The organism is Arenimonas fontis (genome assembly GCF_008386465.1).
Taxonomy (GTDB): Bacteria; Pseudomonadota; Gammaproteobacteria; order Xanthomonadales; family Xanthomonadaceae; genus Arenimonas; species Arenimonas fontis.
In genome coordinates this window covers 49054-71484 of sequence record NZ_VUOD01000005.1, presented here as the reverse complement: position 1 = coordinate 71484, position 22431 = coordinate 49054, and the positions used below count along the sequence as shown (strand labels likewise).

The following is a 22431-nucleotide window of genomic DNA, read 5'->3' as shown; positions in this document are numbered from 1 at the left end:
GCCTTCAGTGCACGGCTTCTGGTTCGTCATCGAACATCTGGCTTTCCATCCAGGCGTAGGCCGCTTCGGCGCCGGGCTGGTTGAAGAGCACCATCAGCACCACCCATTTGAGATCGTCCACGTCGATCTCGTCCTGGTCCAGGGCCATGACCCGGTCCAGCACCAGTTCGCGCTGGTCGGCGTCGATCACCCCGCCGTGCTCCAGGAACATCAGGAATCCCCGGCACTCGGTGTCCAGCTTGTCCAGCTCGGGGCCGGAGTAGACGCGCACCTGCGCCTGCGGGCGCGGCCCGGCAAGCGGCGGACGGCGGCTGGCCAGTTCGTCCAGCCAGTCGAAGGCCTTGTTGATTTCGGCGGGACTGAAGCCGGCCTGGATCAGGCCGTTCTGGAGGGAGTCGCGGTCCCGGACGGCGTCGGGGTCGTCGTAGAAGTAGTGCTCGAACAGGTAAAGCAGGACGTCCAGTATGGTCTCTTTCATCACCCTCAGCCTGCGCCCGGGGCGCGGTGGGAAGGTCAGGGGCGGCGGGCGTAGCGTCCGTGCTCGTTCACCACGCGGCCGTCCAGCTCCATGAGCAGCAGCATGGAGGACAGGGCGGCGACCGTCAATCCTGTCCGCTCTGCCAGTTCATCCAGACCGGTAGGGTCGTGGCCCAGGGCCGACCACAGCTTCTTGTGGTCGGGGTCGGCCGGCGGCTGAACCGCCGGCGGCGTCGCGGGCACCGCGGCCGAGGCTTCGAGCCGGCCACGCAATTGCTGCGCCAGGGCCTGCGCGAGCGGGGCCAGGCCCGCCACGACCTCCTCCGGCGACTCGACCAGGGTGGCGCCCTCCCGGATCAGCCTGTGGCAGCCGCGCGCCAGCGGGTTGTCGGGCGAGCCCGGCAAGGCGAACACCTCCCGCCCGGCCTCGCCGGCCAAACGGGCGGTGATCAGCGCGCCGGAACGCAGTGCGGCCTCCACCACCACGGTGCCCAGGGACAGGCCGGCGATGATGCGGTTGCGGCTGGGGAAATGGCTGGCCAGGGCAGGCGTACCCGGCGGGTGTTCGGAAACGACCGCCCCGAATTCCGCGATCCGCGCCATCAGGCCGGCATGTTTGGCCGGATAGGCCAGATCCGGTCCGGTGCCGACCACCGCGAGGGTGCGGCCGCAGGCCAGCGCGCCCTCATGCGCGGCTGCGTCCACGCCCTCGGCCATGCCGCTGGTGACCACCCAGCCGGCCGCCGCCAGGGCTTCCGCGAAGCGGCGAGCCCGCGCCCTGCCGCCGGCGCTGGGGCGACGGCTGCCGACCAGGGCGATCTGCGCATGCCAGGGCAGGCAGGCGTCTCCGGCCAGGAACAGCATCGCCGGCGGAGCGGGGCTGCGCCGCAGCAACGGTGGGTAGTCGGGATCCTGCCAGCCCAGCAGGCGATGACCCGGCCGGGACAGCCAGGCCAGGTCGGCAGCCAGCCGGGCGGGATCCGGCCGGCGCAGGGCGGCCAGGGCTTCGCCGGACAGGCCGGCCAGCCCGCCGCGGCGGGCCGCTTCGAGGGCGGTGGCGGGGTCGGGATGGGCTTCGAGCAGGCGGCGCAGGGCCGCGTCCGGCAAACGGGCATGGCGGAGGATCAGCAGGGCACGCTCGGCTTCCATGGCCCGGAAAGCATCACGGCGCCCGCGGGCGCCGTGATGTAGGAATTGCCGGTGGGCCGGGGTCGGCTCATTCGGTGGCGTCCGGATGCTTGAGCTTGTCGCCCGTGTGCACCGGCCGGATGCCTTCCATCACCAGCGCATAGCTGACCTTGTCGAAGGTGCGGAAGACCATCAGGCGGCCGACGTAATCGTCGGGCGTCTGCACCCTGTCGGCGTTGCCGGCCATGCGGTTGGTGTTGGCGATATGGTCGGGGCGCTTGGCGCCGCCGTGCCAGATCGAGAACACGTGGCCGTTGCGGATGCCATCGCGGGCGCCGACGTTGAGCGCCACCACCAGGCGTGGACCGGCCTGCATGCCGTCGGCAACCGCCATCACCTGGGCCTTGTCGGGAATGCTGTCCGGGGCACGCGGATAGAAATGCAGGTCGTAGGGCTGGGCCTCGGACGGCAGGACGCGGTCGCCGACGCGAATCTCGCGGCCCTCGTCGCGCAGCAGCACCACCGCCACCTCGCCCTGGACGCGGGTCACCTCGCCGGTGGCGTGGATGGCCAGTTCGTCCCCCAGGTGTTCGCCGGTGGCCTCGCCGAAGCCGCGTGGCACCGCCCAATGGGTGTGGAAGCGGCGGCCGTCCTGGTCCAGCGGGCTGATGCCCGGCGGGTGCTTGCCCTTGCCGCCGCCCAGCTTGTTCACCGGCCGGGCGATGTCCACCACCATGCCGGGCTGGGCACCCTGGAGGTTGCGCACGTAAACCAGCTGGCCGGCGCTGCTCAGCAGGCGATCGTCTTCCATGCCCACCACATGCGGCAGCGCGCGTGCATCCGGCACGACGGTGAACTGCTTGAGGAAGGCCTCGACGTCGGCCAGCGGAATGGTGGGCACGGCCTCGCCGATGCGCGGGCCCTCGGCCTGGACGCGCGGCTCGCCGTCGATGTAGACCAGGCTCAGCACGTCACCCGGATAGATCAGGTGCGGGTTCCGGATCTGCGGATTGGCCTGCCAGATTTCCGGCCAGAGCCAGGGCTTCTTGAGGAAGCGGCCGGCGATGTCCCAGAGCGTGTCGCCCTTCTTGACCACGTAGGTGGTCGGATGGTCCTCGCGCAGCTCGGCCGCGATGACGGCGCCGGCGAGGGTGAGCAGCATGGCAGCGCTGACTGCAAGAAGCCGTTTAAACATGGCGGCTATCCACCTGATTTCCCCGGACAGGTTGGCCGACTATAGCCCAGAAAAGGGGCCGAAAGGCAAGCCTGCCAAGGGTATAATGACCAACCCCGGCCTTGCGTCCGGGCCCCCCGCTCCCCACATTAGCGTCCATGGCCAAGCTCCCCATCCTGGAATTCCCCGACCCGCGGCTGCGAACCGTCGCACGGCCCGTCGAGACGGTCGACGAGGGCTTGCGTCGGCTGATCGACGACATGTTCGACACCATGTATGCCGCTCCGGGCATCGGCCTGGCCGCCACCCAGGTGGACGTGCACCAGCGCCTGCTGGTTTTGGACGTAAGCGAGGACCAAAGCCGGCCAATGGTGTTCATCAACCCGGAGATCCTCGCCGCCGAGGGCGAACAGGTCTGCCAGGAGGGCTGTCTGTCGGTGCCCGGCATCTATGCCGACGTCAGGCGTGCGGCCAGGATCCGGGTGAAGGCCCTGGACCGCGACGGCCAGCCGTTCGAGATCGAGGCCGACGGGCTGCTGGCGGTGTGTATCCAGCACGAGATGGATCACCTGGCCGGCAAGGTGTTCGTGGACTACCTCTCGCCGATCAAGCGCGAGCAGGTGCGCAAGAAGCTGGCCAAGCAGCAGCGCGGCGCGGCCTGATGTCCCTGAGGATCGTTTTCGCCGGCACCCCGGAGTTCGCGGTGCCCAGCCTGCGCGCGGCCGCCGCCCGCGGCGAGGTGGTCGCGGTGTACACCCAGCCGGACCGCCCGGCCGGACGCGGCCGGCAGCCGGCCGCGCCGCCGGTGAAGCGGGAGGCGCTGGCACGTGGCCTGCCGGTCTACCAGCCGGAGAACTTCCGCTCCGACCAGGCGCGCGAGCAGCTGCGCGCCCTGCAACCCGACCTGATGGTGGTGGTGGCCTACGGCCTGATCCTGCCGCAGGCCGTGCTCGACATTCCCCGTCATGGCTGCTGGAACGTGCATGCCTCGCTGCTGCCGCGCTGGCGCGGGGCGGCGCCGATCCAGCGCGCCATCGAGGCCGGTGATGCCGAAACCGGCGTCTGCCTCATGCAGATGCAAAAGGGCCTGGATACCGGCCCGGTGCTGCTTTCCCTGCGCACGCCGATCCACGACACCGACACCGGCGGCAGCCTGCATGATCGCCTGGCCGCGCTCGGCGCCGAGGTGCTGGCCGACGGCCTGAAGCTGTTGCGTGCCGGCATGCGGCCGGTGCCGCAGCCGCAGCCGGACGTGGGCATCAGCTACGCGCACAAGCTGGAGAAGGGCGAAGCCCGCCTGGACTGGGGATTGCCGGCCGCCGTGCTGGCCCGACGGGTGCGCGCCTTCTCGCCCTGGCCGGTGGCCGAGGCCGAGCTGGCCGGCGAGCGCCTGCGCATCCACGCCGCGCAAGCCCTGGACCAGGCCGCCGGCGCGGCACCTGGCACCGTCGTCGCCGCCGGCCGCGACGGCATCGACGTGGCCTGCGGCGAAGGCCGCCTGCGTCTGCTCACGGTCCAGCGCGAGGGCGGCCGGCCGATCGCCGCCGCCGACTACCTCAACGCCAGGCCCGCCCTGAGGACGGCATGAGCGAGGGCGCCGGCTCGCCGCTGCGCGCCGCCGCCGCGCAGGTGCTGGCGGCGGTGCTGGGGCGGGGCCGTTCGCTGAAGGCGGAGCTCGCCGCGACGCTGCCACGCTGGCCCGACCCGCGCGACCGTGCCCTGCTCGAAGCGATCTGCTTCCAGGCGTTGCGCCATCGCCGCCGCTACGAGTTCGTGCTCGAGCGCTGGATGCAGCGCCCGCTGCCGGCGCGCGAAAGTGCCGTGCACGGTTTGCTGTTGGCTGGCATGGCCCAGCTCGACGCGCTCGAGCTGCCCGGCCACGCCACCGTGGCCGCCACTGCCGGCGCTGCCCGCAGCCTGGGCCGGGCGTCGATGGTCGGGCTGGTCAACGCCCTGCTGCGCCGTGCCGCCCGCGAGTCCTGGCCGGAAAGCGTCGACCCGGCGATCACGCACAGCCACCCCGACTGGCTGGCGGCCGCCTTGCGACAGGACTGGCCGCGGCACTGGCAGGCCATCCTGGCCGCCAACAACGACAGCGCGCCGATGTGGCTGCGCGCCAATACCGGCCGCACCGACGCCGCCAGTCTGGCCATGCGCTTGCGCGAGGCCGGCATTGCCTGCGAAACCGAGCCGTCGCTGCCCGACGCCCTGCGCCTGGACACTCCGGTGCCGGTGCAGCGCATTCCCGGTTGGGCCGGGGGCAGCGCCAGCGTTCAGGACGGCTCGGCCCAGCTGGCGGTGCTGGCCCTGGCGCCGCGTCCGGGCGAGCGGGTGCTGGACGCCTGCGCCGCGCCCGGCGGCAAGGCCGCGCAGATCGCCGAATGCCTGCAGGGCCGGGGCGCGTTGCTGGCCCTGGACCGGGACGCGCGTAGGCTGGCCCGGCTGGACGAGACCCTGACCCGGCTGGGCCTGGTTTCCGATGCCGTGCGGATCCGCGCCGCCGACGCCGGCGAGCCTGGCGCGTGGTGGGACGGCCGGCCTTTCGACGCCATCCTGCTGGACGCACCCTGTTCGGCCACCGGCATCATCCGCCGCCAGCCCGACGTGAAATGGCACCGCCGCGCCGGGGACATCCCGCTGCTGGCGGCGCAGCAGGCCCGCTTGCTGGATGCGCTCTGGCCGCTGCTGGCGCCGGGGGGGCGGCTGCTCTATGCCACCTGCTCGGTGCTGCGGGCGGAGAACGCTGCGCAGGTGGAAGCCTTTCTCGCGCGCACGCCGGGCGCGCAGGTCGAGGATCCGGGCGAGGCCTTCGGCCACGCCGACGGTGCTGGCCGCCAGCGCCTGCCGGGGGAGCGGGGCATGGACGGGTTCTTCTACGCGCTCCTGCGCAAGGTCGGCTGAGCCGGCGGGTCGCGTAGGTCGGGCGGCGGATTGGTGGCCATCGCCGCCAGGTGGGTATCCACGCCGAGCGTGCAGCGGGTGGCGCCGGTGCGGCGGGTGTCCGCCAGGAAGCGGTCGTTGGCGCTGGCGCCGTCCACGTGCCGTTCCGGGTGATGCAGGTGCCAGGCCAGGGCGGCGAAACGAAGGTGCCGGCAATGGATACCGGCGTGGTGGGCACGCCAGGCCAGCTCCATGTCTTCGCGGCCCCAGCCCTGCATGCGTTCGTCGAAGCCGTTCAGGCGCAGCAGGTCCTCGCGCCACCAGCCCTGGTTGCAGGTCTTGATCGCCCGTGGCGGCCGTGGCCGGCGGGCGAACAGCCTTCGCGCCAGCCAGGGCAGGCGCAAGGCATTGCGGCGCCGGTCGAGGCCGGGCAGCCACGGGCTCGGCCGCAGCTCCGGGTCGGCCAGCAGGCGCGCGCCGGTCGTCGGACCGGTCAGCACGCGCGAACCCTGGACGAAACAGCCCGGCGTGGCGAAGGCCAGGTGGTCGGCGACGAAGTCCGGATGCAGCACCATGTCGCCGTCGATGAGCAGGAGATAATCGCCACGGCTGGCGGCGATCGCCAGGTTGCGGGCCCGCCCGGCCCGAAATCCCTGGTCTTCCTGCCAGACATGGCGCAAGGCGGTGGGGAAGCGGGCGGCCCTCGCCTTCAGCAGCGCGGCGGTGTCGGGGCCGGAGCCGTCGTCGGCGACGATCACCTCGTCCGGAAGCCGCGTTTGGCCGGCGATGCTGTCCAGTACCCGGCCGAGGGCGCGGGGCCAGTTGTAGGTGGTGACGATCAGGCTGGTCTTCATCGGCAGACCGGGCGGTGCGGGCGCCACGGGATTCTTCCCCGTCGGACATGACTGGAAGATGGCTGGAAGGGTGGAAGATGGCTGGAAGGGGGTGGCGCCGGTCCGGTTGTGCCCCGACGGGCCGCCGGTCGGCCGGCCGTCGAGCCGCTGCCGGTCGCAGCCCGTGCATGTGTTCTGGCAGCATCGCCGGCCATGGATACCCCCCGTCGCGACACCCTGCTGTTCTTTCTCGCCGCCCTGGTGTTGCTCGCCGCCGGCTACGGCCTGCGCGAGCCATGGCCCGCGGACGAACCGCGCTTCGTCCTGGTCGCCAGACAGATGGTGGAAAGCGGCGATTTCCTGTTCCCGCACCGGGGCGGCGAGTTGTATCCGGACAAGCCGCCGTTCTACTTCTGGCTGCTGGCCCTGTCCTACGGCCTGATCGGCAGCTGGCGCTGGAGTTTCCTGCTCCCCTCGCTGCTGTCGGCCCTGGGCACCCTGGTCCTGGTACGCGACCTGGCGGCGCGCCTGTGGACGCCTCGTGCCGGCCTGTGGGCGGCGCTGGCGGTGCTGACCGCTCTGCAGTTCACCTACCAGGCCAAACGTGCGCAGATCGATCCGAGTCTGGTGTTCCTGACCACGCTGGCCCTGTACGGCCTGTGCCGGCACCTGCTGCTGGGTCCGCACTGGCGCTGGTACTGGGCGGGCTGCGCGGCCGCCGGCCTGGGTGTGATCACCAAGGGGGTCGGTTTCCTGCCGCTGCTGCTGTTGCTGCCGTTCGGCTGGATGGCCAGGAGCGGCTGGCAGGGGCTGGCCCGTTCCGGCCCCGGATACGGCTGGCATTGGGTGGCCGGCGCCGCTGCTTTCCTGCTGCCGATCGCGCTGTGGCTGGGTCCCGTGCTGGCGATCGCCCTGGCCGGCGGGCGGCCGGATCATGCCGAGTACCTGCACAACCTGCTGTTCACCCAGACCGCGACCCGCTACACCGATGCCTGGCATCACCACGAGCCCTGGTGGTACTTCGGCCAGGTGATCGCCCTGTTCTGGCTGCCGTTTTCGTTGGCCCTACCCTGGCTGGCGCGGCCTTGGCGACAGGCCTGGCGCGAGCGCGACGCCCGGGTCTGGCTGCCGCTGGCCTGGGTGCTGCTGGTGCTGCTGTTCTTCAGCGCGTCGCCGGGCAAGCGCGACATGTACATCCTGCCGGCGCTGCCGGCCTTGGCGCTGGCCGCCGCGCCTTATCTGCAGGACGTGCTGGAGCGGGCGGGTTTTCGCCGCGCCCTGCTGGTGCTGACGACGCTGCTGGCGGCATCGCTGGCGGCGATCGGCCTGCTGGCGCTGCTTGGCGAACCCGGATTCGAGCGCCGCTTCGAGCTCGCCCGCGGCCTGGCCGGCGAGGCCCGCTGGCTGTGGTGGATGCTGGCGGGAGCCGGCGGCATCGGTCTGCTGGCGGCGGCCTGGTTGCGGGTCCGCCGCGCGCACTGGGCGATGGCCGCGCTGTTGTGGTCGCTGTGGCTGGGTTACGGCTTCGTCGTCCACCCGGTGCTGGACGGCGAGAACTCCTCCCGCGACGTGATGCGGCAGGCTCGTGCCCTGGCCGGGCCGGCGACGGTACTGGGTCTGGTGGACTGGAAGGAGCAGAACCTGCTGCAGGCGATCGGGCCGGTGGCCGAGTTCGGTTTCCGGGCGCCGCCGGCCCTGCAGCTGCAGCGGGCGCAGGCCTGGCTGGCGCAGGATCCGGCGCGTCGTCGCCTGCTGGTTCAACGCAGCGAGGCCCTCGCCTGCATCGCCTACGAAACGGCGCCCGACGCGCGGGAAGTCGGGCGGGCCAACCGCCGCAGCTGGTGGCTGCTCGGCCCGGAGGCGCTGGCCGCCTGCCCGCCGGCCGACCGGTCCGCGCCGGTACGGGTAGACTAGCGCCCGTTCGCGAGGCCCCGGGGGGAGGTCCACCGTGCCGACAGGGAAGATCCGTCCGTCATGAAGATCCTGATCCTCGGAGCCGGCCAGGTGGGGTCTTCGGTGGCCGCCTCGCTGGCCTCGGAAAACAACGACATCACGGTGGTGGACACCGACACCCACCGCCTGCGCGATCTGGCCGAAAAGCTCGACATCCGCACCGTGGTCGGTCACGCCTCGCTGCCTTCGGTGCTGGCCCAGGCCGGTGCCGAGGACGCCGAGCTGCTGGTGGCGGTGACCTCCAGCGACGAAGTCAACCTGGTGGCCTGCCAGGTGGCCCAGCACCAGTTCCGTACCCCGGCTCGGGTGGCGCGCCTGCGCGAATCACAGTTCCTGGACGTGCCGGCCCTGGCCGGGCCGGACAGCGCGGTCAGCGCCGCGATCAGTCCCGAACAGTTGGTCTGCCGGCACGTCGAACGATTGATCGAATACCCCGGCGCCCTGCAGGTGCTGGATTTCGCCGACGGCCGCGCCCAGCTGGTGGCGGTGCGGGCGGTGCCCGGCGGCGCCCTGGTCGGGCACGAAATCCGTGAACTGCGCCAGCACCTAGCGCCCGGCGTGGACGCACGGGTGGCGGCGATCTTCCGTCAGGGCAGGCCGGTCAAGCCCGAGGCCAGCACGGTGATCGAGGTCGAGGACGAGGTGTTCTTCCTCGCCGACCGCCGCAACATCCTGACGGTGATGAGCGAGCTGCGCCGGGTGGACCAGCGCCCGGCCCGCCGGGTGATGATCGCCGGCGGCGGCAACATCGGCCGCGCCCTGGCCCGCAGTCTGGAGAACCGCTATTCGGTGAAGGTGGTGGAGCGCTCGCGCGAACGTGCCCGCAACGTCGCCGAGGACCTGCTCAACTCGATCGTGCTGGTCGGCGATTGCGCCGACGAGGATCTGCTGCGGGAAGAGAACATTGACCAGACCGACGTCTACTGCGCGATGACCAACGAGGACGAAGCCAACATCCTCTCGGCCATGCTGGCCAAGCGCATGGGCTGCCAGCGGGTGGTCTCGCTGATCAACCGGCCGGCTTATGCCGAGCTGGTCGAGGGCGGCCCGATAGACATCGCGGTCAGTCCGCAGCTGGTCACCCTGGGCGCGCTGCTGGCGCATATCCGCGAGGGTGCGCCGGCGCGGGTGTATTCGCTGCGGCGCGGCGCCGCCGAGGCGATCGAGGCGGTGGTGCGCGGCGACCGGCGCACGTCGCAGGTGGTCGGTCGCAGCCTGGACGAGCTGGAGCTGCCGCCGGCCACCACCATCGGCGGCCTGGTGCGCGGCGACAAGCTGCTGATCGCCCATCACGACGTGGTGATCGAGCCCGGCGATCACGTCATCCTGTTCGTGATGGACAAGCGCGAGCTGGCCACGGTCAGCGCCCTGTTCCAGACCGGAGCCACCTGGCTGTGAGCCAACGCCTGCGGGCCATCCAGAAGATCCTGGGCGTCATCATCGTCCTGTCCTCGCTGAGCAAGCTGCCGCCGGCGCTGCTGGCGCTGCTGTGGGACGAGCAGGGCACGGCGCCGGTGTACTTCGCCAGTTTCCTGAGCAGCACGGCGGTGGGCCTGGTGCTGTGGTTGCCGGTGCGCCGGGTCCATTACGAGCTGCGCCTGCGCGACGGCTTCCTGATCGTCACCCTGACCTGGGTATTCGCCAGCCTGGTTTCGGCGCTGCCGTTCGTGCACGCCCCGCCCTACCTGAGCTACACCGACGCCATCTTCGAGGCCACCTCCGGCCTGACCACCACCGGCGCCACGGTGATCTCCGGCCTCGACCAACTGCCGCGCAGCGTGCTGTTCTACCGGCAGTCGCTGCAGTTCCTCGGTGGCATGGGCATCGTCATCCTGGCGGTGGCGATCCTGCCCATGCTGCGCATCGGCGGCACCCAACTGTTCCGGGCCGAATCCACCGGCCCGACCAAGGACACCAAGCTGACCCCGCGCGTGGCCGAAACCGCCAAGGCGCTGTGGGCGGTGTATTTCGGCCTGACCGTGTTGTGCGCCGCTGCCTACTGGGTGGCCGGCATGGACCTGTTCGACGCGATCGGCCATGCCATGAGCACCGTGTCCACCGGCGGCTTCTCCACGCACGATGCCGCCTTCGACTATTGGGACAGCCCGATCCTGGAGTGGATCGCCATCCTGTTCATGCTGCTGGGCGGCATCAACTTCGGCCTGCATTATGTCGCCTGGCGACGGGCGTCCATGGCCGTCTACGGCACCGATTCCGAGCTGCGCGCCTTCCTGCGCATCGTCGCCGGCGCCAGCCTGGTGGTGACCCTGGTGCTGTGGTTCGGCGGCGACTACGCGCACCTGGGCGAATCGTTCCGGCTGGCGGTTTTCCAGGTCGTCTCCAGCATCACCACCACCGGTTTCACGGTATCGGGTTTCGACCATTGGACCGGGCCGGCGCCGTTTCTGGTGGTGACCATCGCGGTGATCGGCGGCTGCTCCGGCTCCACCGTCGGCGGTCTCAAGGTGGCGCGCGTGGTGATGGTGGTGCGCCAGGGATACCGCGAGATCAAGCAGTTGGTGCACCCCAAGGCGCAGTTCCTGGTGAAGATGGGCGGCCGGCGGGTGTCCGAAAGCGTGGTGCTGTCGGTCAGTGGCTTCATCGCCATCTGGATGCTGTGTTTCGCCCTGCTGGTGGTCGGCATGAACCTCAGCGGCCTGGATCTGGAGTCTTCCTACGGCGCGGCGGTGGCGACGCTGGCCAACCTCGGGCCCGGTTTGGGGGATGTGGCCTACACCTTCGGCGACACCAACGATATGGCGGTCTGGCTGGGCACCCTGGGCATGATCCTGGGCCGCCTGGAGGTGTTCTCGCTGCTGGTGCTGCTCACGCCGGCGTTCTGGCGGGAGTAGCCGGAGCCTCCATGGCGGGCGCCAGCCGGTCGCGCAGGGCGAGGGCCTCGTTCACCGGCAGGTAGCGGATGCGCAGCGGCATGTCGAAAGGGCTGGCGCCGGCGGTGTCCAGCCACAGGGTAGCCATGCCTTGCCAGCGGTCCAGGGGCGAGCGGCTCAGCTTCACCGCCTGCAGCTTGCGCACCTCGGCGAAGCGCCAACGCCGGTCCAGCCAGCCCTCGCGCACCGCCACCAGGCCGGACTCGAGCGTGTAGCCTGCATGCCGCGCCCAGACCCGCGCGCGCAGCAGCCATACCGGCAGCAGGAGCAGCAGCCACAGGCCAGGCAAGCCTTCCTTCCAGGCCAGCCCGGCGCTGCCGGCCAGGGTCAGCAAGGCCGGCAGGGTGAACTGCCGGCGCCAGGCGCGCGGATGCAGGCGATGCCATTGCCGAAGCGGCCAGCTGGCGCCGGGCAGCAAGTGGTGGATCAGCGCGTTCACAGTGTCGGGCGGCGCCACCGGGGCCAGATCGCGCAGGGCGCGGTCGTCGCCGCCGGTCTGCGGATTGGCCGAGTCCACCCGCAGGCTCTGCCGGCCGAACCAGCGGTGCAGCAGCGTTTCGCGCAGGCTCCAGGCCTGGATGCGATGACGGGGCAGGCTGGCGCGCAGGCGCGTGAGCAGGCCGCGTTCGGCGCTCAACCGGCGGCCGGACTCGCTGAGCGTGAAGCCGTGGAACTGCAGCAGGGCCAGGGCCACCGACAGTATCCGCATCGCCAGCACGGCGGCTACGAACAGGCCGATTGCGCCGATGACCGTGGCGGCGCCGTCCAGGTGCTGCTCCTTCGCCCAGCCGACCAGCAGGCGCGCGCTCGCTTCCATCAGGTCGCCGAAGGTTTCTCCGGTCTGGGCGAGAAGGCCGAAGGCGGCCGCGACCACGATCATGCCGCGATTGGAGATCAGGCCCAGCCGCACCACTTCCGCCATCGGCAGTTGCAGCAGGATGCGCGGCGGCGCGGTCGCCCCGTGATCTCCCGCGGAGTCGTCGCCGGTGCCGGCGACGTGGCCGCGTACCAGTTCCTCCAGGATCTGGGCGTCGGCCAGCGACAGCACCCGCATCTCGCCCTCGGGTTTCACCCCGCCGGCCGATTCCAGCCGCACCTCGGCCACACCGGCCAGGCGGTGCAGCAGGGTCTGGTGCAGGGCGACATTGTGGATGCGCTCGAAGGGGATGTTGCGCACGGTCCGCTGCATCACGCCGCTGCGGATGACGATGGCATCGTCCTCGATGCGGAAACGGTAGGTGAAGTAGGTCAGCAGCGAATACGACACCAGCATGCCGGCACCGACCAGGCCCCAGAGCTCCCAGGCATTGCCGCGGCCGGTGAACAGCAGCACCAGCAGGGGCAAGGCGAACTGCTTGAGTTGCTGGATCAGGACGAACAGCCAGGACAGCGGATGCAGGCGGCGGTCGCCGCCCGATACGGCCGGCGCGGCCCGGGGTGGTTCCGACGGCGGCAATCCCGGCTCAGAGGGCGTCATCATGCCGTCGTGCTTCCGGTACCAGTGCGTCGCGCAGGGCCATCGCGTAACCGTCCGCGAACCCGGCCTGGCGCAGGGCATGCATGCGCGTGCCGGCAGTGTGCACGACAAGGGTGGCCAGGCCGAACTGCCGCTCCAGTGGCCCGCGCTCGATGTCCAGATGCTGCACGCGGCTGCGCGGCACGAGGATCTCGCTGTGCCAGAACAGCCCGCGCCGCACGCTCAGCCCGCGCGCGTCCAGGCGCCAGCGCACCCGTCGGGCGCGGGCACGGCCGATCAGCGCGCCGAGCACGGTCACCGACACCAGCAGCAGGGCCGCGACCATCAGGCGCACGCTCGTGGCTTCGGGCAGGAAGGCGCTGGCCAGTATCGCCAGGCCGACGGCCGGGCCCAGGCCGGCCAGGGCGCCGGCGAGCGCGGCCACCGTGCCGGCCGGATCGGGCAAGGCATGCCAGGCGTCCTCCTCCAGGGTCGGCGGTGAGTAGTCGGTCGGGGGCGTGGCGCCTTCGCTCATGGATTCACCTGCAGCTGCGCGGATAGGGATTGGCCTCGCCGGAGCCCGGCGGACGCAGGGTGTAACGCTTGTAAGTCCATTGGTACTGGCTGGGATCGCGGCGGACGATGGCCTCGACGCCGGCGTTCAAGGCGGCGGTGGCGCGGGCCAGGTCGGGGGCGGCCACGGCCGGATCGGCCGGTTCGAAATGCAGGTCGAACAGGCCGTCGGTCCGGCGCTCGGCGTAGCCGAACAGCACCGCCGCGCCGCTGCGCGCCGCCAGCTTCGGGATCAGGCTGAGGGTCAGCGCCGGCAGGCCGAAAAACGGCGCGAACTCGCCGTTGCCGAGTTTCGGCTGCTGGTCGGGCGTGATGCCGACTGCCTCGCCGGCCTGCAGGGCCTTGTACAGCGGCCGCATGGCGCTGGCCTCGGCCGGCACCAGACGCACGTTCTCGCCGCCCCGGGCCAGGCGCAGGAAGGCGTCGCCGACGCGGCTCTCCGGTACCCGGTAGACCAGCGAGAAGGGCCCGTGCGCGGCCATGAATTCGATCAGCAGTTCCCAGTTGCCGTAGTGCGGCGCGGCGACGATCACGCCGCGGCCGGCGGCCAGGGCTGCCTGCAGATGCGCCTCGCCGTGCACGGTCCGCACCAGGGCCAGGTTGTCGCGGCGCGGGCGGGTCCAGATGCGCAGGGTTTCCAGGGCGTTGCGCCCGGTCTGGGCCAGAATGGCGCGCACCGCCTGTTCCGGCTCGCGCCCGCCGGCGGCGGCCGGCACCAGCTCCAGGTTGCGGCGCGCCACCTTGGCCTCGCGGGTGTTTCTGCGGTAGGCCAGGCGCGCCAGCAGCGTGCCCAGGCCCTGCTGCGTCCGCAGCGGCAGCCGGCCGATCAGCCAGGCCAGGACGTACAGCAGACGGGCGGCGTACTCGGGCGCGGACATGGCCCGAGTTTACGGGATGGCGTCAAGCCGCCGTTGACCGTCGTTGCGACGGCCGGCGAGGATGCCGGCATGATCGCCCTGATCCAGCGCGTTACCGAGGCCGCCGTCCGGGTGGACGGGGAGGTGGTGGGGGCCATCGGTCCCGGTCTGCTGGCCCTGGTGGCGGTGCAGCCCGGCGACGACGAGGCGGTCATCGGCCGCATGGCCGAGCGCCTGCTGGCCTACCGGGTGTTCGCCGACGCCGACGGCCGCATGAACCTGTCCCTTTCCCAGACCGGCGGCGGCCTGCTGCTGGTCAGCCAGTTCACCCTGGCCGCCGATACCCGCAAGGGCTTGCGGCCCAGCTTCGCGACGGCGGCCGGGCCGGAGGCCGGCCGCCGCGGCTTCGAAGGTTTGGTCCGGGAGTGCCGGGCCCGCCATCCGGCGGTTGAAACCGGGCGCTTCGGCGCCCACATGCAGGTCAGCCTGGTCAATGACGGCCCGGTGACCTTCTGGTTGCAGACCTGAACGCGCGGAAACTCTTTGTCATTCAATGGCATGGCAGGACCTTCCGGGGGCCTGTATACTGCGCGGTTCCATTTTCCCAGCAGCGGGATTTCCTTACATGGCCAACGATCGTCCGGCTCAGCAGTCCGAAATCAAGCAGCTGATCAGCAAGGGCCTGGAGCAGGGCTACCTGACCTATGCCGAGGTGAACGACCACCTCCCCGATGACATCGTCGATCCCGAGCAGATCGAGGACATCATCGGCATGATCAACGGCATGGGCATCGAGGTGCACGAGGTGGCGCCCGATGCCGAAACGCTGCTGCTGTCCGACTCCTCGGGCAGCCGCGATGCCGACGACACCGCCGCCGAGGAAGCCGCCGCCGCCCTGTCCGCCCTGGATACCGAGGGCGGCCGCACCACCGACCCGGTGCGCATGTACATGCGCGAGATGGGTTCGGTGGAACTGCTGACCCGGGAAGGCGAGATCGCCATCGCCAAGCGCATCGAGGAAGGCCTGAACCAGGTGCACGCCTCCCTGGCCAGCTTCCCCTGGTCGGTGCAGATGCTGCTGGAGGACTACGACCAGCATCTCGAGGGCAAGAAGCGCCTGAACGAGGTGGTGGTGGGCTTCCTGGACATGGAAGAGCCGGAGGAAGAGATCCCCGTGGCGGCCATGGACGAGGACGCCGACATCGAGGCCGACGACGACGAGGACGAGGAGGGTGGCGACGATGAGGCCGATGCCGCCGTCGACACCGGCCCGGACCCGGCCGAGGTCGGCCGCCGCATGGACGCGCTGAAGGCCCTGTACACCAAGTTCCAGAAGACCTACGGCAAATACGGCCCGACCGACAAGAAGACCCTGAAGGCGCGCGAGGAGATGGCGGCCGAGTTCCTGCGCCTGAAGCTGCCGCTGGCGCTGATGGATGCCTTCGTGCGCAAGCTACGCGACGTGGTCAACGCGGTGAAGGAGCACGAGCGCAAGGTGCTGGACATCTGCACCCGCCAGGCCAGGATGCCGCGCAAGGACTTCCTGCGCGCCTGGCCCGGCAACGAAACCAACCTGGGCTGGGCCGACGAGGTCATCCGTCGCAAGCAGAAGTGGTCCTCGGGCATGCGCGAGCACCGCGACGAGATCGTCGCCGAGCAGCAGAAGCTGATCGGCATCGAGCAGTCGCTGTACCTGACCCTGCCGGACATCAAGGAAATCAACCGCGCCATGGCCTACGGCGAGGCCAAGGCGCGCAAGGCCAAGAAGGAAATGGTCGAGGCCAACCTGCGCCTGGTGATTTCCATCGCCAAGAAGTACACCAACCGCGGCCTGCAGTTCCTCGACCTGATCCAGGAGGGCAACATCGGCCTGATGAAGGCGGTGGACAAGTTCGAGTACCGCCGCGGCTACAAGTTCTCGACCTATGCCACCTGGTGGATCCGCCAGGCGATCACCCGCTCGATCGCCGACCAGGCGCGCACCATCCGCATTCCGGTGCACATGATCGAGACCATCAACAAGCTCAACCGCATCTCCCGGCAGATGCTGCAGGAGATGGGCCGCGAGCCGACCCCGGAAGAGCTGGCCAAGAAGATGGACATGCCGGAGGACAAGATCCGCAAGGTGCTGAAGATCGCCAAGGAGCCGATCTCCATGGAGACCCCGATCGGCGACGACGAGGATTCGCACCTGGGCGACTTCATCGAGGACACCAGCATCGAGTCGCCGATCGACGCCACCACCAACCTGGGCCTGATGGAGACCGTGCGCGACGTGCTGGCCGGCCTGACCCCGCGCGAGGCCAAGGTGCTGCGCATGCGCTTCGGCATCGACATGAACACCGACCACACCCTCGAGGAAGTGGGCAAGCAGTTCGACGTCACCCGCGAGCGCATCCGCCAGATCGAGGCCAAGGCCCTGCGCAAGCTGCGCCACCCGACCCGCTCGGAGCAGCTGCGCTCCTTCCTCGACCTGGAATGACCCGCCCCACCCACCCCTCTCCCCCTGCGGGAGAGGGGGCAGGGGAGAGGGAAGAAAAACGGCCGCCCAAGCGGCCGTTTTTGTTTTAGGATTCCGCATTCAACGGGCCTATAGCTCAATGGTTAGAGCAGGGGACTCATCGAAAGGTGTCGCCGCCCGGTAACGGGCGGACGAGAACGGGATGAATTCAGGGAAACCTCAGCGGCTCGGCCGGTGGCAACCCTGAGCCAAGCCGGCGGTACACCGCCGGAAGGTGCAGAGACTACCTGGGGGCTTCAGTGCCCTTGATGACAGGCTCGAGCGTCCCGCACCCCACCCGCGCAGGCGGAGGGTGAAGAGATAGTCCACGCCGGGGGGAAACCTCCGGGGAAACGTGAATCCCTTGGTTCCAGGTTCGAGTCCTGGTGGGCCCAGTACCTTCGCCCGGCCACATGCAGGTGTGGCCCCGCGTCCCGGTGGCATGAGGGTCCGCGTACATTGATCCCGGGCTGTGAACCACTAAACTGGGCCGAATCCGCCCGACTCGACTGCAAGGGCATGGGGGCCCTGTCATGATCGTCACGCTTTCCGAGCTGATCACGGCCAGCGAGCTTGCGCATGTCAAGCGACTGGTGGCCGCCGTCGGTTTCGTCGAAGGCAAGGCCACTGCCGGCGAGTGGCTGCACAAGGTCAAGAACAACGAGCAGATCCCGTGGAACCATCCGGTGATGCGGGAGATCTCCGGCATCGTGATGAAGGCGCTGGGTCGCTGCGACGCTTTCATGAGCGCGGCCCAGCCCCGGCGCCTGGCGGCGATGCTGGTCAGCCGCTACCGGCCGGGCATGGCCTACGGGCTGCACGTGGACGCACCGATCATGGGCGAGCCCAACCACGTGCGTAGCGACGTATCGTTCACCCTGTTCCTGAACGAGCCCGATACCTACGAAGGAGGCGAACTGGCCTTCGAGTACGGCAGCGGCGAGAGCACCTTCAAGTTGCCTGCCCGTTCGGCGATCTGTTACCCGACCGGGCAGTTGCATCGCGTCCGGCCGGTGGAGCGGGGCGAGCGCCTCGCGGTCGTGGGCTGGGTGCAGAGCCTGGTGCGCGATCCCGCCGTCCGCGAGCTGCTGCACGACCTGTCCGTGGCGCGCGAACAGCTGGTCGGTCAGGAAGGCACGGGACGTGCCGTCGAGCTGATCAACAAGTCCTATTTCAACCTGCTGCGCCGGCACGCCGAGCCCTGAGCGGCCGGATCATCCGTCCACGCCGTGCGCTGGCAAGCCAGGTGCCCCGGCGCTGCCCGTCGTCATGCGCGCGAAGCACGTAGGCGCAATGCTGCCGCAAGCATCGCGACTCATCGCACGGACGGCGGGCGTATCATCGTTCCTGATCTGTCGAGGAGGCGCCGGAGCATGTCCGCCAGCCGCCGTCCGCAAGCCATCGCCGATCCCTGGCGCCGTCGTGTCGAAGGGCTGCTGGCCGGGGCCGGGCTCCGCATCGGCGGCGAGCGGCCGCAGGATCCGCAGGTGCACGATCCGCGCTTCTTCCGCCGGGTGATGGCCGGCGGCTCCCTGGCCCTTGGCGAGTCCTACATGGATGGCTGGTGGGACGCGGAATCGCTGGACGGCTTCTTCGCCGCCATACTCTCGGCCAGGCTCGATCGCCGCATGCGCCGCTGGGGCGATCTTTGGCTGGCGTTGCGGGCCTGGCTGCTCAACCTGCAGACGCCGAGGCGCGCGCGCGAGGTCGGTCGCCGTCACTACGACCTCGGCAACGACCTCTACCGCGCCATGCTGGGGCGGCACATGGTGTACAGCTGCGGCTACTGGGCCGATGCAGACAATCTCGACGACGCCCAGGCCGCCAAGCTCGACCTCTGCTTCCGCAAGCTGGGCCTGGCCCCGGGCATGCGCCTGCTCGACATCGGCTGCGGCTTCGGCGAGGCCCTGGCGCGGGCGGCGGAGCGGCATGGCGTCGAAGGCGTCGGCATCACCATCTCGGAACAGCAGGCGGCCTACGCGCGCGAGCGCTGCGCCGGTCTGCCGGTGGAGATCCGCGTGCAGGACTACCGCGAAGCGGGCGGCCGCTTCGACCGGGTGCTGTCCATAGGCATGTTCGAACACGTCGGCCGGCGCAATTACCGCCGTTTTTTCGACAAGGTGCGGCAGTTGCTGGCGCCCGACGGCCTGTTCCTGCTGCATACCATCGGCGGCGAGCTGAGCACCGGCCACACCGACCCGTGGATCGGCCGCTACATCTTCCCCAACTCCATGCTGCCCTCGGCTGTGCAGATCGCCCGGGCGACGGAAGGTCGTTTCGTGATCGAGGACTGGCACAATTTCGGCGCCGACTACGACCTGACCCTGCAGGCTTGGCGCCGCAATTTCGACGCCGCCTGGCCACGGCTGGCACCTCGCTACGGCGAGCGTTTCCGCCGCATGTGGCACTACTACCTGGCGGTGTCCATGGCCAGCTTCCGCACCCGCCGAAACCAGCTCTGGCAGGTCCTGCTGTCGCCCGGCGGCGTGCCGGGCGGCTGGCGGTTGCAGCGTTGAAAGCCGTCGTTTGATTTCCGTCAACTGCTGCCATTGCCGGCAGACCATGCGCCCGGCGACCATAGGCCATCCCAACCACGGGCCAGGATCGGCCAGGGCGCAGGATGAACGGCCAGCGAGTCCCGGTGTTCGAAGTGCGCGGTGTCACCCGCGTCTACGGTGATGGCGAAAGCGCCGTGCACGCGCTGCGCGGCATAGACCTGCGGCTGGATGAGGGCGAGGTGGTCGTGTTGCTCGGGCCATCCGGCTCCGGCAAGTCCACCCTGCTGAACATCCTGGGGGGACTGGATGCCGCCACCGCCGGCAGCGTGCGTTTCCAGGGCACCGGGATCGAATCGCTGGACGCACGCGCGCTCACCCGCTACCGGCGCGACGCCATTGGCTTCGTGTTCCAGTTCTACAACTTGATCCCCAGCCTGACGGCGCGGGAGAACGTCGAGCTGGTCACCACCATCGCGCCCTCGCCCATGGATCCGATGCAGGCGCTGGCCCTGGTCGGCCTGGAGAACCGCGCCAACCATTTCCCCGCCCAGCTCTCCGGCGGCGAGCAGCAGCGCGTAGCCATCGCCCGCGCCCTGGCCAAGCGGCCGAAGGTGATGCTCTGCGACGAACCTACCGGCGCCCTCGACCTAAAAACCGGTGTGCGCGTGCTCGAGGCCCTGATGGATGCCAACGCCCGCTTCGGCACCACCCTGATGATCGTCACCCACAATGCCGACATGGCCCGCCTCGGCGACCGGGTCATCCGCTTCGCCGACGGGCTCATCCGCGAGATCAGCGAGAACCCGCAGCGGGTGCCGGCCTCGGAGTTGCGCTGGTGAAGCGGCTGCACCCGCTGGGCATGAAGATGTTGCGCGACCTGTGGCGCCTGCGTGCCCAGGGTGGCGCGGTGGTACTGCTGTTGGGCCTGGGCATCGGCATCCTGGTCGGAAGCCTGGGTATGCACCTGTCACTTGGCAAGGCCCGCGACGACTACTACCGCGAGTCGCTGTTCGCGCACGCGCAAGTGAACCTGGTGCGGGCGCCGCGCCGCCTGGTCGCGGCGGTGGCGCGCCTGCCGGGCGTGCAGGCCGTGGACGCCCGCGCGGCCGCGCCGGTGGTGTTGGACCTGCCAGAGGCGACCGAACCGGTCACCGGCCGGCTATTGTCGCTGGACGACCCGTTCACCACGCCGGTCAACCGGCCCTGGCTGGTGAGCGGGCGCTGGCCGCGTCCCGATGCCCGGGACGAGGTCGTGGTGAACCAGGCCTTCATGGATGCCCGTGGCCTGCAGGTCGGCGCCTTGCTGCCGGCGACGATCCGCGGTGGTCGCGAACGCCTGCGTGTGGTCGGCATCGCCAATTCGCCGGAGTTCGTGTTCGTCAATCCGCCCGGCGACCTGTTTCCGCAGCCCGAGCGTTACGCCGTGCTGTGGATGCCCAGGCGCGCGCTCGAACGCGCTGCCGACATGGATGGTGCCTTCAACGACCTGGTGATCCGGCTGGCACCCGGCCTGCGCATCGAGGCGCTGGAGCCGGCCTTGGAAGCCCTGCTGGGGCGATACGGCGCGCAGCGGCCGCGCGGGCGCGAGCGTATTGCCTCGGCGCGCTTCCTCGATCAGGAACTGGATCAGCTGCGCACGATGGCCCTGGTGATTCCGCCGGCCTTCCTGGCGGTGGCGGCCTTCCTGCTCAATGTCAGCCTGACCCGCCTGGTGGAAGCGGAGCGCAGCAACATCGGCCTGCTCAAGGCCTTCGGCTTCCATCCAGGCGAAGTGGCCGTGGCCTATCTCGGGCTGGCGGCCGCGCTGGCGGGCCTGGGCACCATGCTGGGCCTGGTGCTCGGTCAGATGCTGGGCGAATGGATGGCCACCTTGTACCTGGAGTTCTACAAGTTGCCTGCGCTGCCCTTCGAGATGGGCCTGGGTGCGGCGCTGGCCGGCGCCGGCACCGGCGTGCTGGCGGCCGTGACCGGCAGCCTGTCGGCGGTACGGCGGGTGCTGGCGCTGGCACCGGCGCAGGCACTGGCGCCGCCGCCACCGCCGGCCTTCCGGCGCGGGCCGGGCCTGACCGAATCGGCGACCCGTCGCTTTGATGCCCTGACCCGGGTGGTGTTGCGTCGCATCCTCGGTTTTCCGCGCCGCTCCCTCACCACCATCGCCGGCATCGCCTGTGCCCTGGTGCTGCTGGTGTTGTCGCAGTCCTTCCCGGTGGGCGTGCAGCGGCTTCTCGACATCAGCTTCAGCCTGAGCCGTCGCCAGGATGTCAGTCTGAGCCTGGCCGAAGCCCAGGGTCGTGACGCCTTCCGGGCGCTGGCGCGGCTGCCTGGGGTGGAGCGCGCCGAAGCCTCGCGCGCGGTCGAGGCCATCTTCCATGCCAACGGCCGTCGCACCGACGAGGCTCTGATCGGCTTGCCGGAGAAGCCGATGCTGGAACGTCTGGTGGATGCCGACGGCCGCGCCTGGCCGGCGCGCGAGGATGGCCTACTGCTCACTCGCAGCCTGGCCGGCAAGCTGGGCGCGCAGCCGGGCGACCGGGTGCGGGTGGAGCTGGTGGACGGGCAGCGTCGCAGTTTCGACCTGCCGGTGGTCGGGGTGGTGCCGGTGACTATCGGCTCCAGCGCCTACATCGGCCTGGAGGCTCTCAACCGTGCTGCCGGCGAGCCGCAGCGGGTGAACGGCGCGCACCTGCGCCTGGATGGCAGCCGCTATCGGGCGTTCAACGATGCGGTGCGGGAATCGCCGGCCATCGTCGGTGTCAGCTACGTCGGTCTGGCTCGCGCATCCATGCAGAAGATCTTCGACGAAGGCGCCGGTGCCATGTCCGGCATCTTCATCGCCTTCGCGGTGCTCATGGCCGTCGGCGTCGCATACGCCACCGCTTCGGTCACCCTCGCCGAGCAACGGCGCGACCTGGCCACGCTGCAGGTGATGGGGTATGGGCGCCGGGAGGTTTCCTACGTGCTGATGGCCGAGATCGTGCTGCTGTCCTTGGCGGCACTGCCGGTGGGGCTGTTCGCCGGGCACTGGTTTTCCATGGCCTTCATGCAGGCGATGGCAACCGACATGTTCACCTTTCCCTCGGTGTTCCAGCCGGCCACTTTCGGCACCGCCACCCTGATCATCGCCGCAGCGATCGGCACCGCCGTTCTGGTGGTGCGGCGCGAGGTGGACCGCATCAATCTGGTAGAAAGCCTGAAGTCCCGGGAGTAAGCC

General features: G+C 70.1%; 19 protein-coding genes. 12 read left to right on the top strand and 7 right to left on the bottom strand.

What is annotated here, in order from left to right:
• Positions 1-4: 4 nt before the first annotated feature.
• The 3 genes from F0415_RS08010 to F0415_RS08000 all read right to left on the bottom strand — a co-directional run bounded on the left by F0415_RS08010 (position 5) and on the right by F0415_RS08000 (position 2800).
• On the bottom strand, positions 5-478 hold the full coding sequence (locus F0415_RS08010) for a DUF494 family protein (protein WP_149860695.1): 474 nt from the start codon (positions 476-478) through the stop codon (positions 5-7).
• A gap of 35 nt (positions 479-513) precedes the next feature.
• A complete protein-coding gene (gene dprA, locus F0415_RS08005) occupies positions 514-1626 on the bottom strand; it encodes a DNA-processing protein DprA (protein ID WP_149860694.1) in 1113 nt (370 codons plus the stop codon).
• A gap of 67 nt (positions 1627-1693) precedes the next feature.
• Positions 1694-2800, bottom strand: a complete 1107-nt coding sequence (locus tag F0415_RS08000) for a LysM peptidoglycan-binding domain-containing protein (protein WP_149860693.1) — start codon at positions 2798-2800, stop codon at positions 1694-1696.
• Positions 2801-2937: 137 nt separating this feature from the next.
• On the opposite strand from F0415_RS08000, the gene def reads away from it, so the two are divergent.
• From def to rsmB, 3 genes are read left to right on the top strand one after another with little or no spacing between them, the layout of a single operon-like run.
• Positions 2938-3441, top strand: coding sequence for a peptide deformylase (def, locus tag F0415_RS07995; RefSeq protein WP_149860692.1), 504 nt, complete (start codon positions 2938-2940; stop codon positions 3439-3441).
• Positions 3442-3446: 5 nt separating this feature from the next.
• The gene (gene fmt, locus F0415_RS07990) at positions 3447-4367 is read left to right on the top strand and encodes a methionyl-tRNA formyltransferase (RefSeq protein ID WP_149860837.1); all 921 of its coding nucleotides are present in this window, start codon (positions 3447-3449) and stop codon (positions 4365-4367) included.
• Positions 4364-5680: a 16S rRNA (cytosine(967)-C(5))-methyltransferase RsmB gene (rsmB, locus tag F0415_RS07985; protein WP_149860691.1), complete on the top strand. Its 1317-nt coding sequence runs from the start codon at positions 4364-4366 to the stop codon at positions 5678-5680. The genes fmt and rsmB overlap by 4 nt, the downstream gene beginning before the upstream one ends.
• On the opposite strand, the gene F0415_RS07980 is transcribed toward rsmB, so the two are convergent.
• Entirely contained in the window at positions 5653-6540 is an 888-nt protein-coding gene (locus tag F0415_RS07980; protein ID WP_246149917.1) for a glycosyltransferase family 2 protein, read from the bottom strand. The two genes, rsmB and F0415_RS07980, sit on opposite strands and share 28 nt — an antisense overlap.
• A gap of 165 nt (positions 6541-6705) precedes the next feature.
• On the opposite strand from F0415_RS07980, the gene F0415_RS07975 reads away from it, so the two are divergent.
• Genes F0415_RS07975 through F0415_RS07965 form a run of 3 tightly spaced genes read left to right on the top strand, consistent with a single transcriptional unit; the run spans position 6706 to position 11297 of the window.
• Positions 6706-8406, top strand: coding sequence for an ArnT family glycosyltransferase (locus F0415_RS07975; RefSeq protein WP_149860689.1), 1701 nt, complete (start codon positions 6706-6708; stop codon positions 8404-8406).
• Positions 8407-8466: 60 nt separating this feature from the next.
• Positions 8467-9843 (top strand): Trk system potassium transporter TrkA, encoded by a 1377-nt coding sequence (trkA, locus tag F0415_RS07970; RefSeq protein ID WP_149860688.1) that lies wholly within the window; start codon positions 8467-8469, stop codon positions 9841-9843.
• Positions 9840-11297, top strand: coding sequence for a TrkH family potassium uptake protein (locus F0415_RS07965; RefSeq protein WP_149860687.1), 1458 nt, complete (start codon positions 9840-9842; stop codon positions 11295-11297). Before trkA ends, F0415_RS07965 begins: the two co-directional genes overlap by 4 nt.
• Here the strand turns inward: F0415_RS07965 and F0415_RS07960 are convergent.
• From F0415_RS07960 to F0415_RS07950, 3 genes are read right to left on the bottom strand one after another with little or no spacing between them, the layout of a single operon-like run.
• Entirely contained in the window at positions 11272-12816 is a 1545-nt protein-coding gene (locus tag F0415_RS07960) for a PH domain-containing protein (RefSeq protein WP_246149916.1), read from the bottom strand. The two genes, F0415_RS07965 and F0415_RS07960, sit on opposite strands and share 26 nt — an antisense overlap.
• A complete protein-coding gene (locus F0415_RS07955; protein WP_149860686.1) occupies positions 12800-13327 on the bottom strand; it encodes a PH domain-containing protein in 528 nt (175 codons plus the stop codon). The genes F0415_RS07960 and F0415_RS07955 overlap by 17 nt, the downstream gene beginning before the upstream one ends.
• Before the next feature lie 4 nt (positions 13328-13331).
• Positions 13332-14243, bottom strand: coding sequence for a lauroyl acyltransferase (locus F0415_RS07950; RefSeq protein WP_149860685.1), 912 nt, complete (start codon positions 14241-14243; stop codon positions 13332-13334).
• A 69-nt stretch (positions 14244-14312) separates the two neighbouring features.
• On the opposite strand from F0415_RS07950, the gene dtd reads away from it, so the two are divergent.
• From dtd to F0415_RS07920, 6 genes are all read left to right on the top strand, one after another.
• Positions 14313-14750: a D-aminoacyl-tRNA deacylase gene (gene dtd, locus F0415_RS07945; RefSeq protein ID WP_149860684.1), complete on the top strand. Its 438-nt coding sequence runs from the start codon at positions 14313-14315 to the stop codon at positions 14748-14750.
• 97 nt (positions 14751-14847) lie between these two features.
• Positions 14848-16704 (top strand): RNA polymerase sigma factor RpoD, encoded by a 1857-nt coding sequence (rpoD, locus tag F0415_RS07940; protein ID WP_149860683.1) that lies wholly within the window; start codon positions 14848-14850, stop codon positions 16702-16704.
• A 551-nt stretch (positions 16705-17255) separates the two neighbouring features.
• Complete coding sequence (locus tag F0415_RS07935) at positions 17256-17927, top strand: Fe2+-dependent dioxygenase (RefSeq protein WP_149860682.1); 672 nt, start codon at positions 17256-17258, stop codon at positions 17925-17927.
• A gap of 168 nt (positions 17928-18095) precedes the next feature.
• On the top strand, positions 18096-19238 hold the full coding sequence (cfa, locus tag F0415_RS07930; protein WP_149860681.1) for a cyclopropane fatty acyl phospholipid synthase: 1143 nt from the start codon (positions 18096-18098) through the stop codon (positions 19236-19238).
• Positions 19239-19342: 104 nt separating this feature from the next.
• A complete protein-coding gene (locus tag F0415_RS07925; protein WP_149860680.1) occupies positions 19343-20059 on the top strand; it encodes an ABC transporter ATP-binding protein in 717 nt (238 codons plus the stop codon).
• Positions 20056-22428, top strand: a complete 2373-nt coding sequence (locus F0415_RS07920; protein WP_149860679.1) for an ABC transporter permease — start codon at positions 20056-20058, stop codon at positions 22426-22428. The genes F0415_RS07925 and F0415_RS07920 overlap by 4 nt, the downstream gene beginning before the upstream one ends.
• Positions 22429-22431 lie beyond the last annotated feature (3 nt).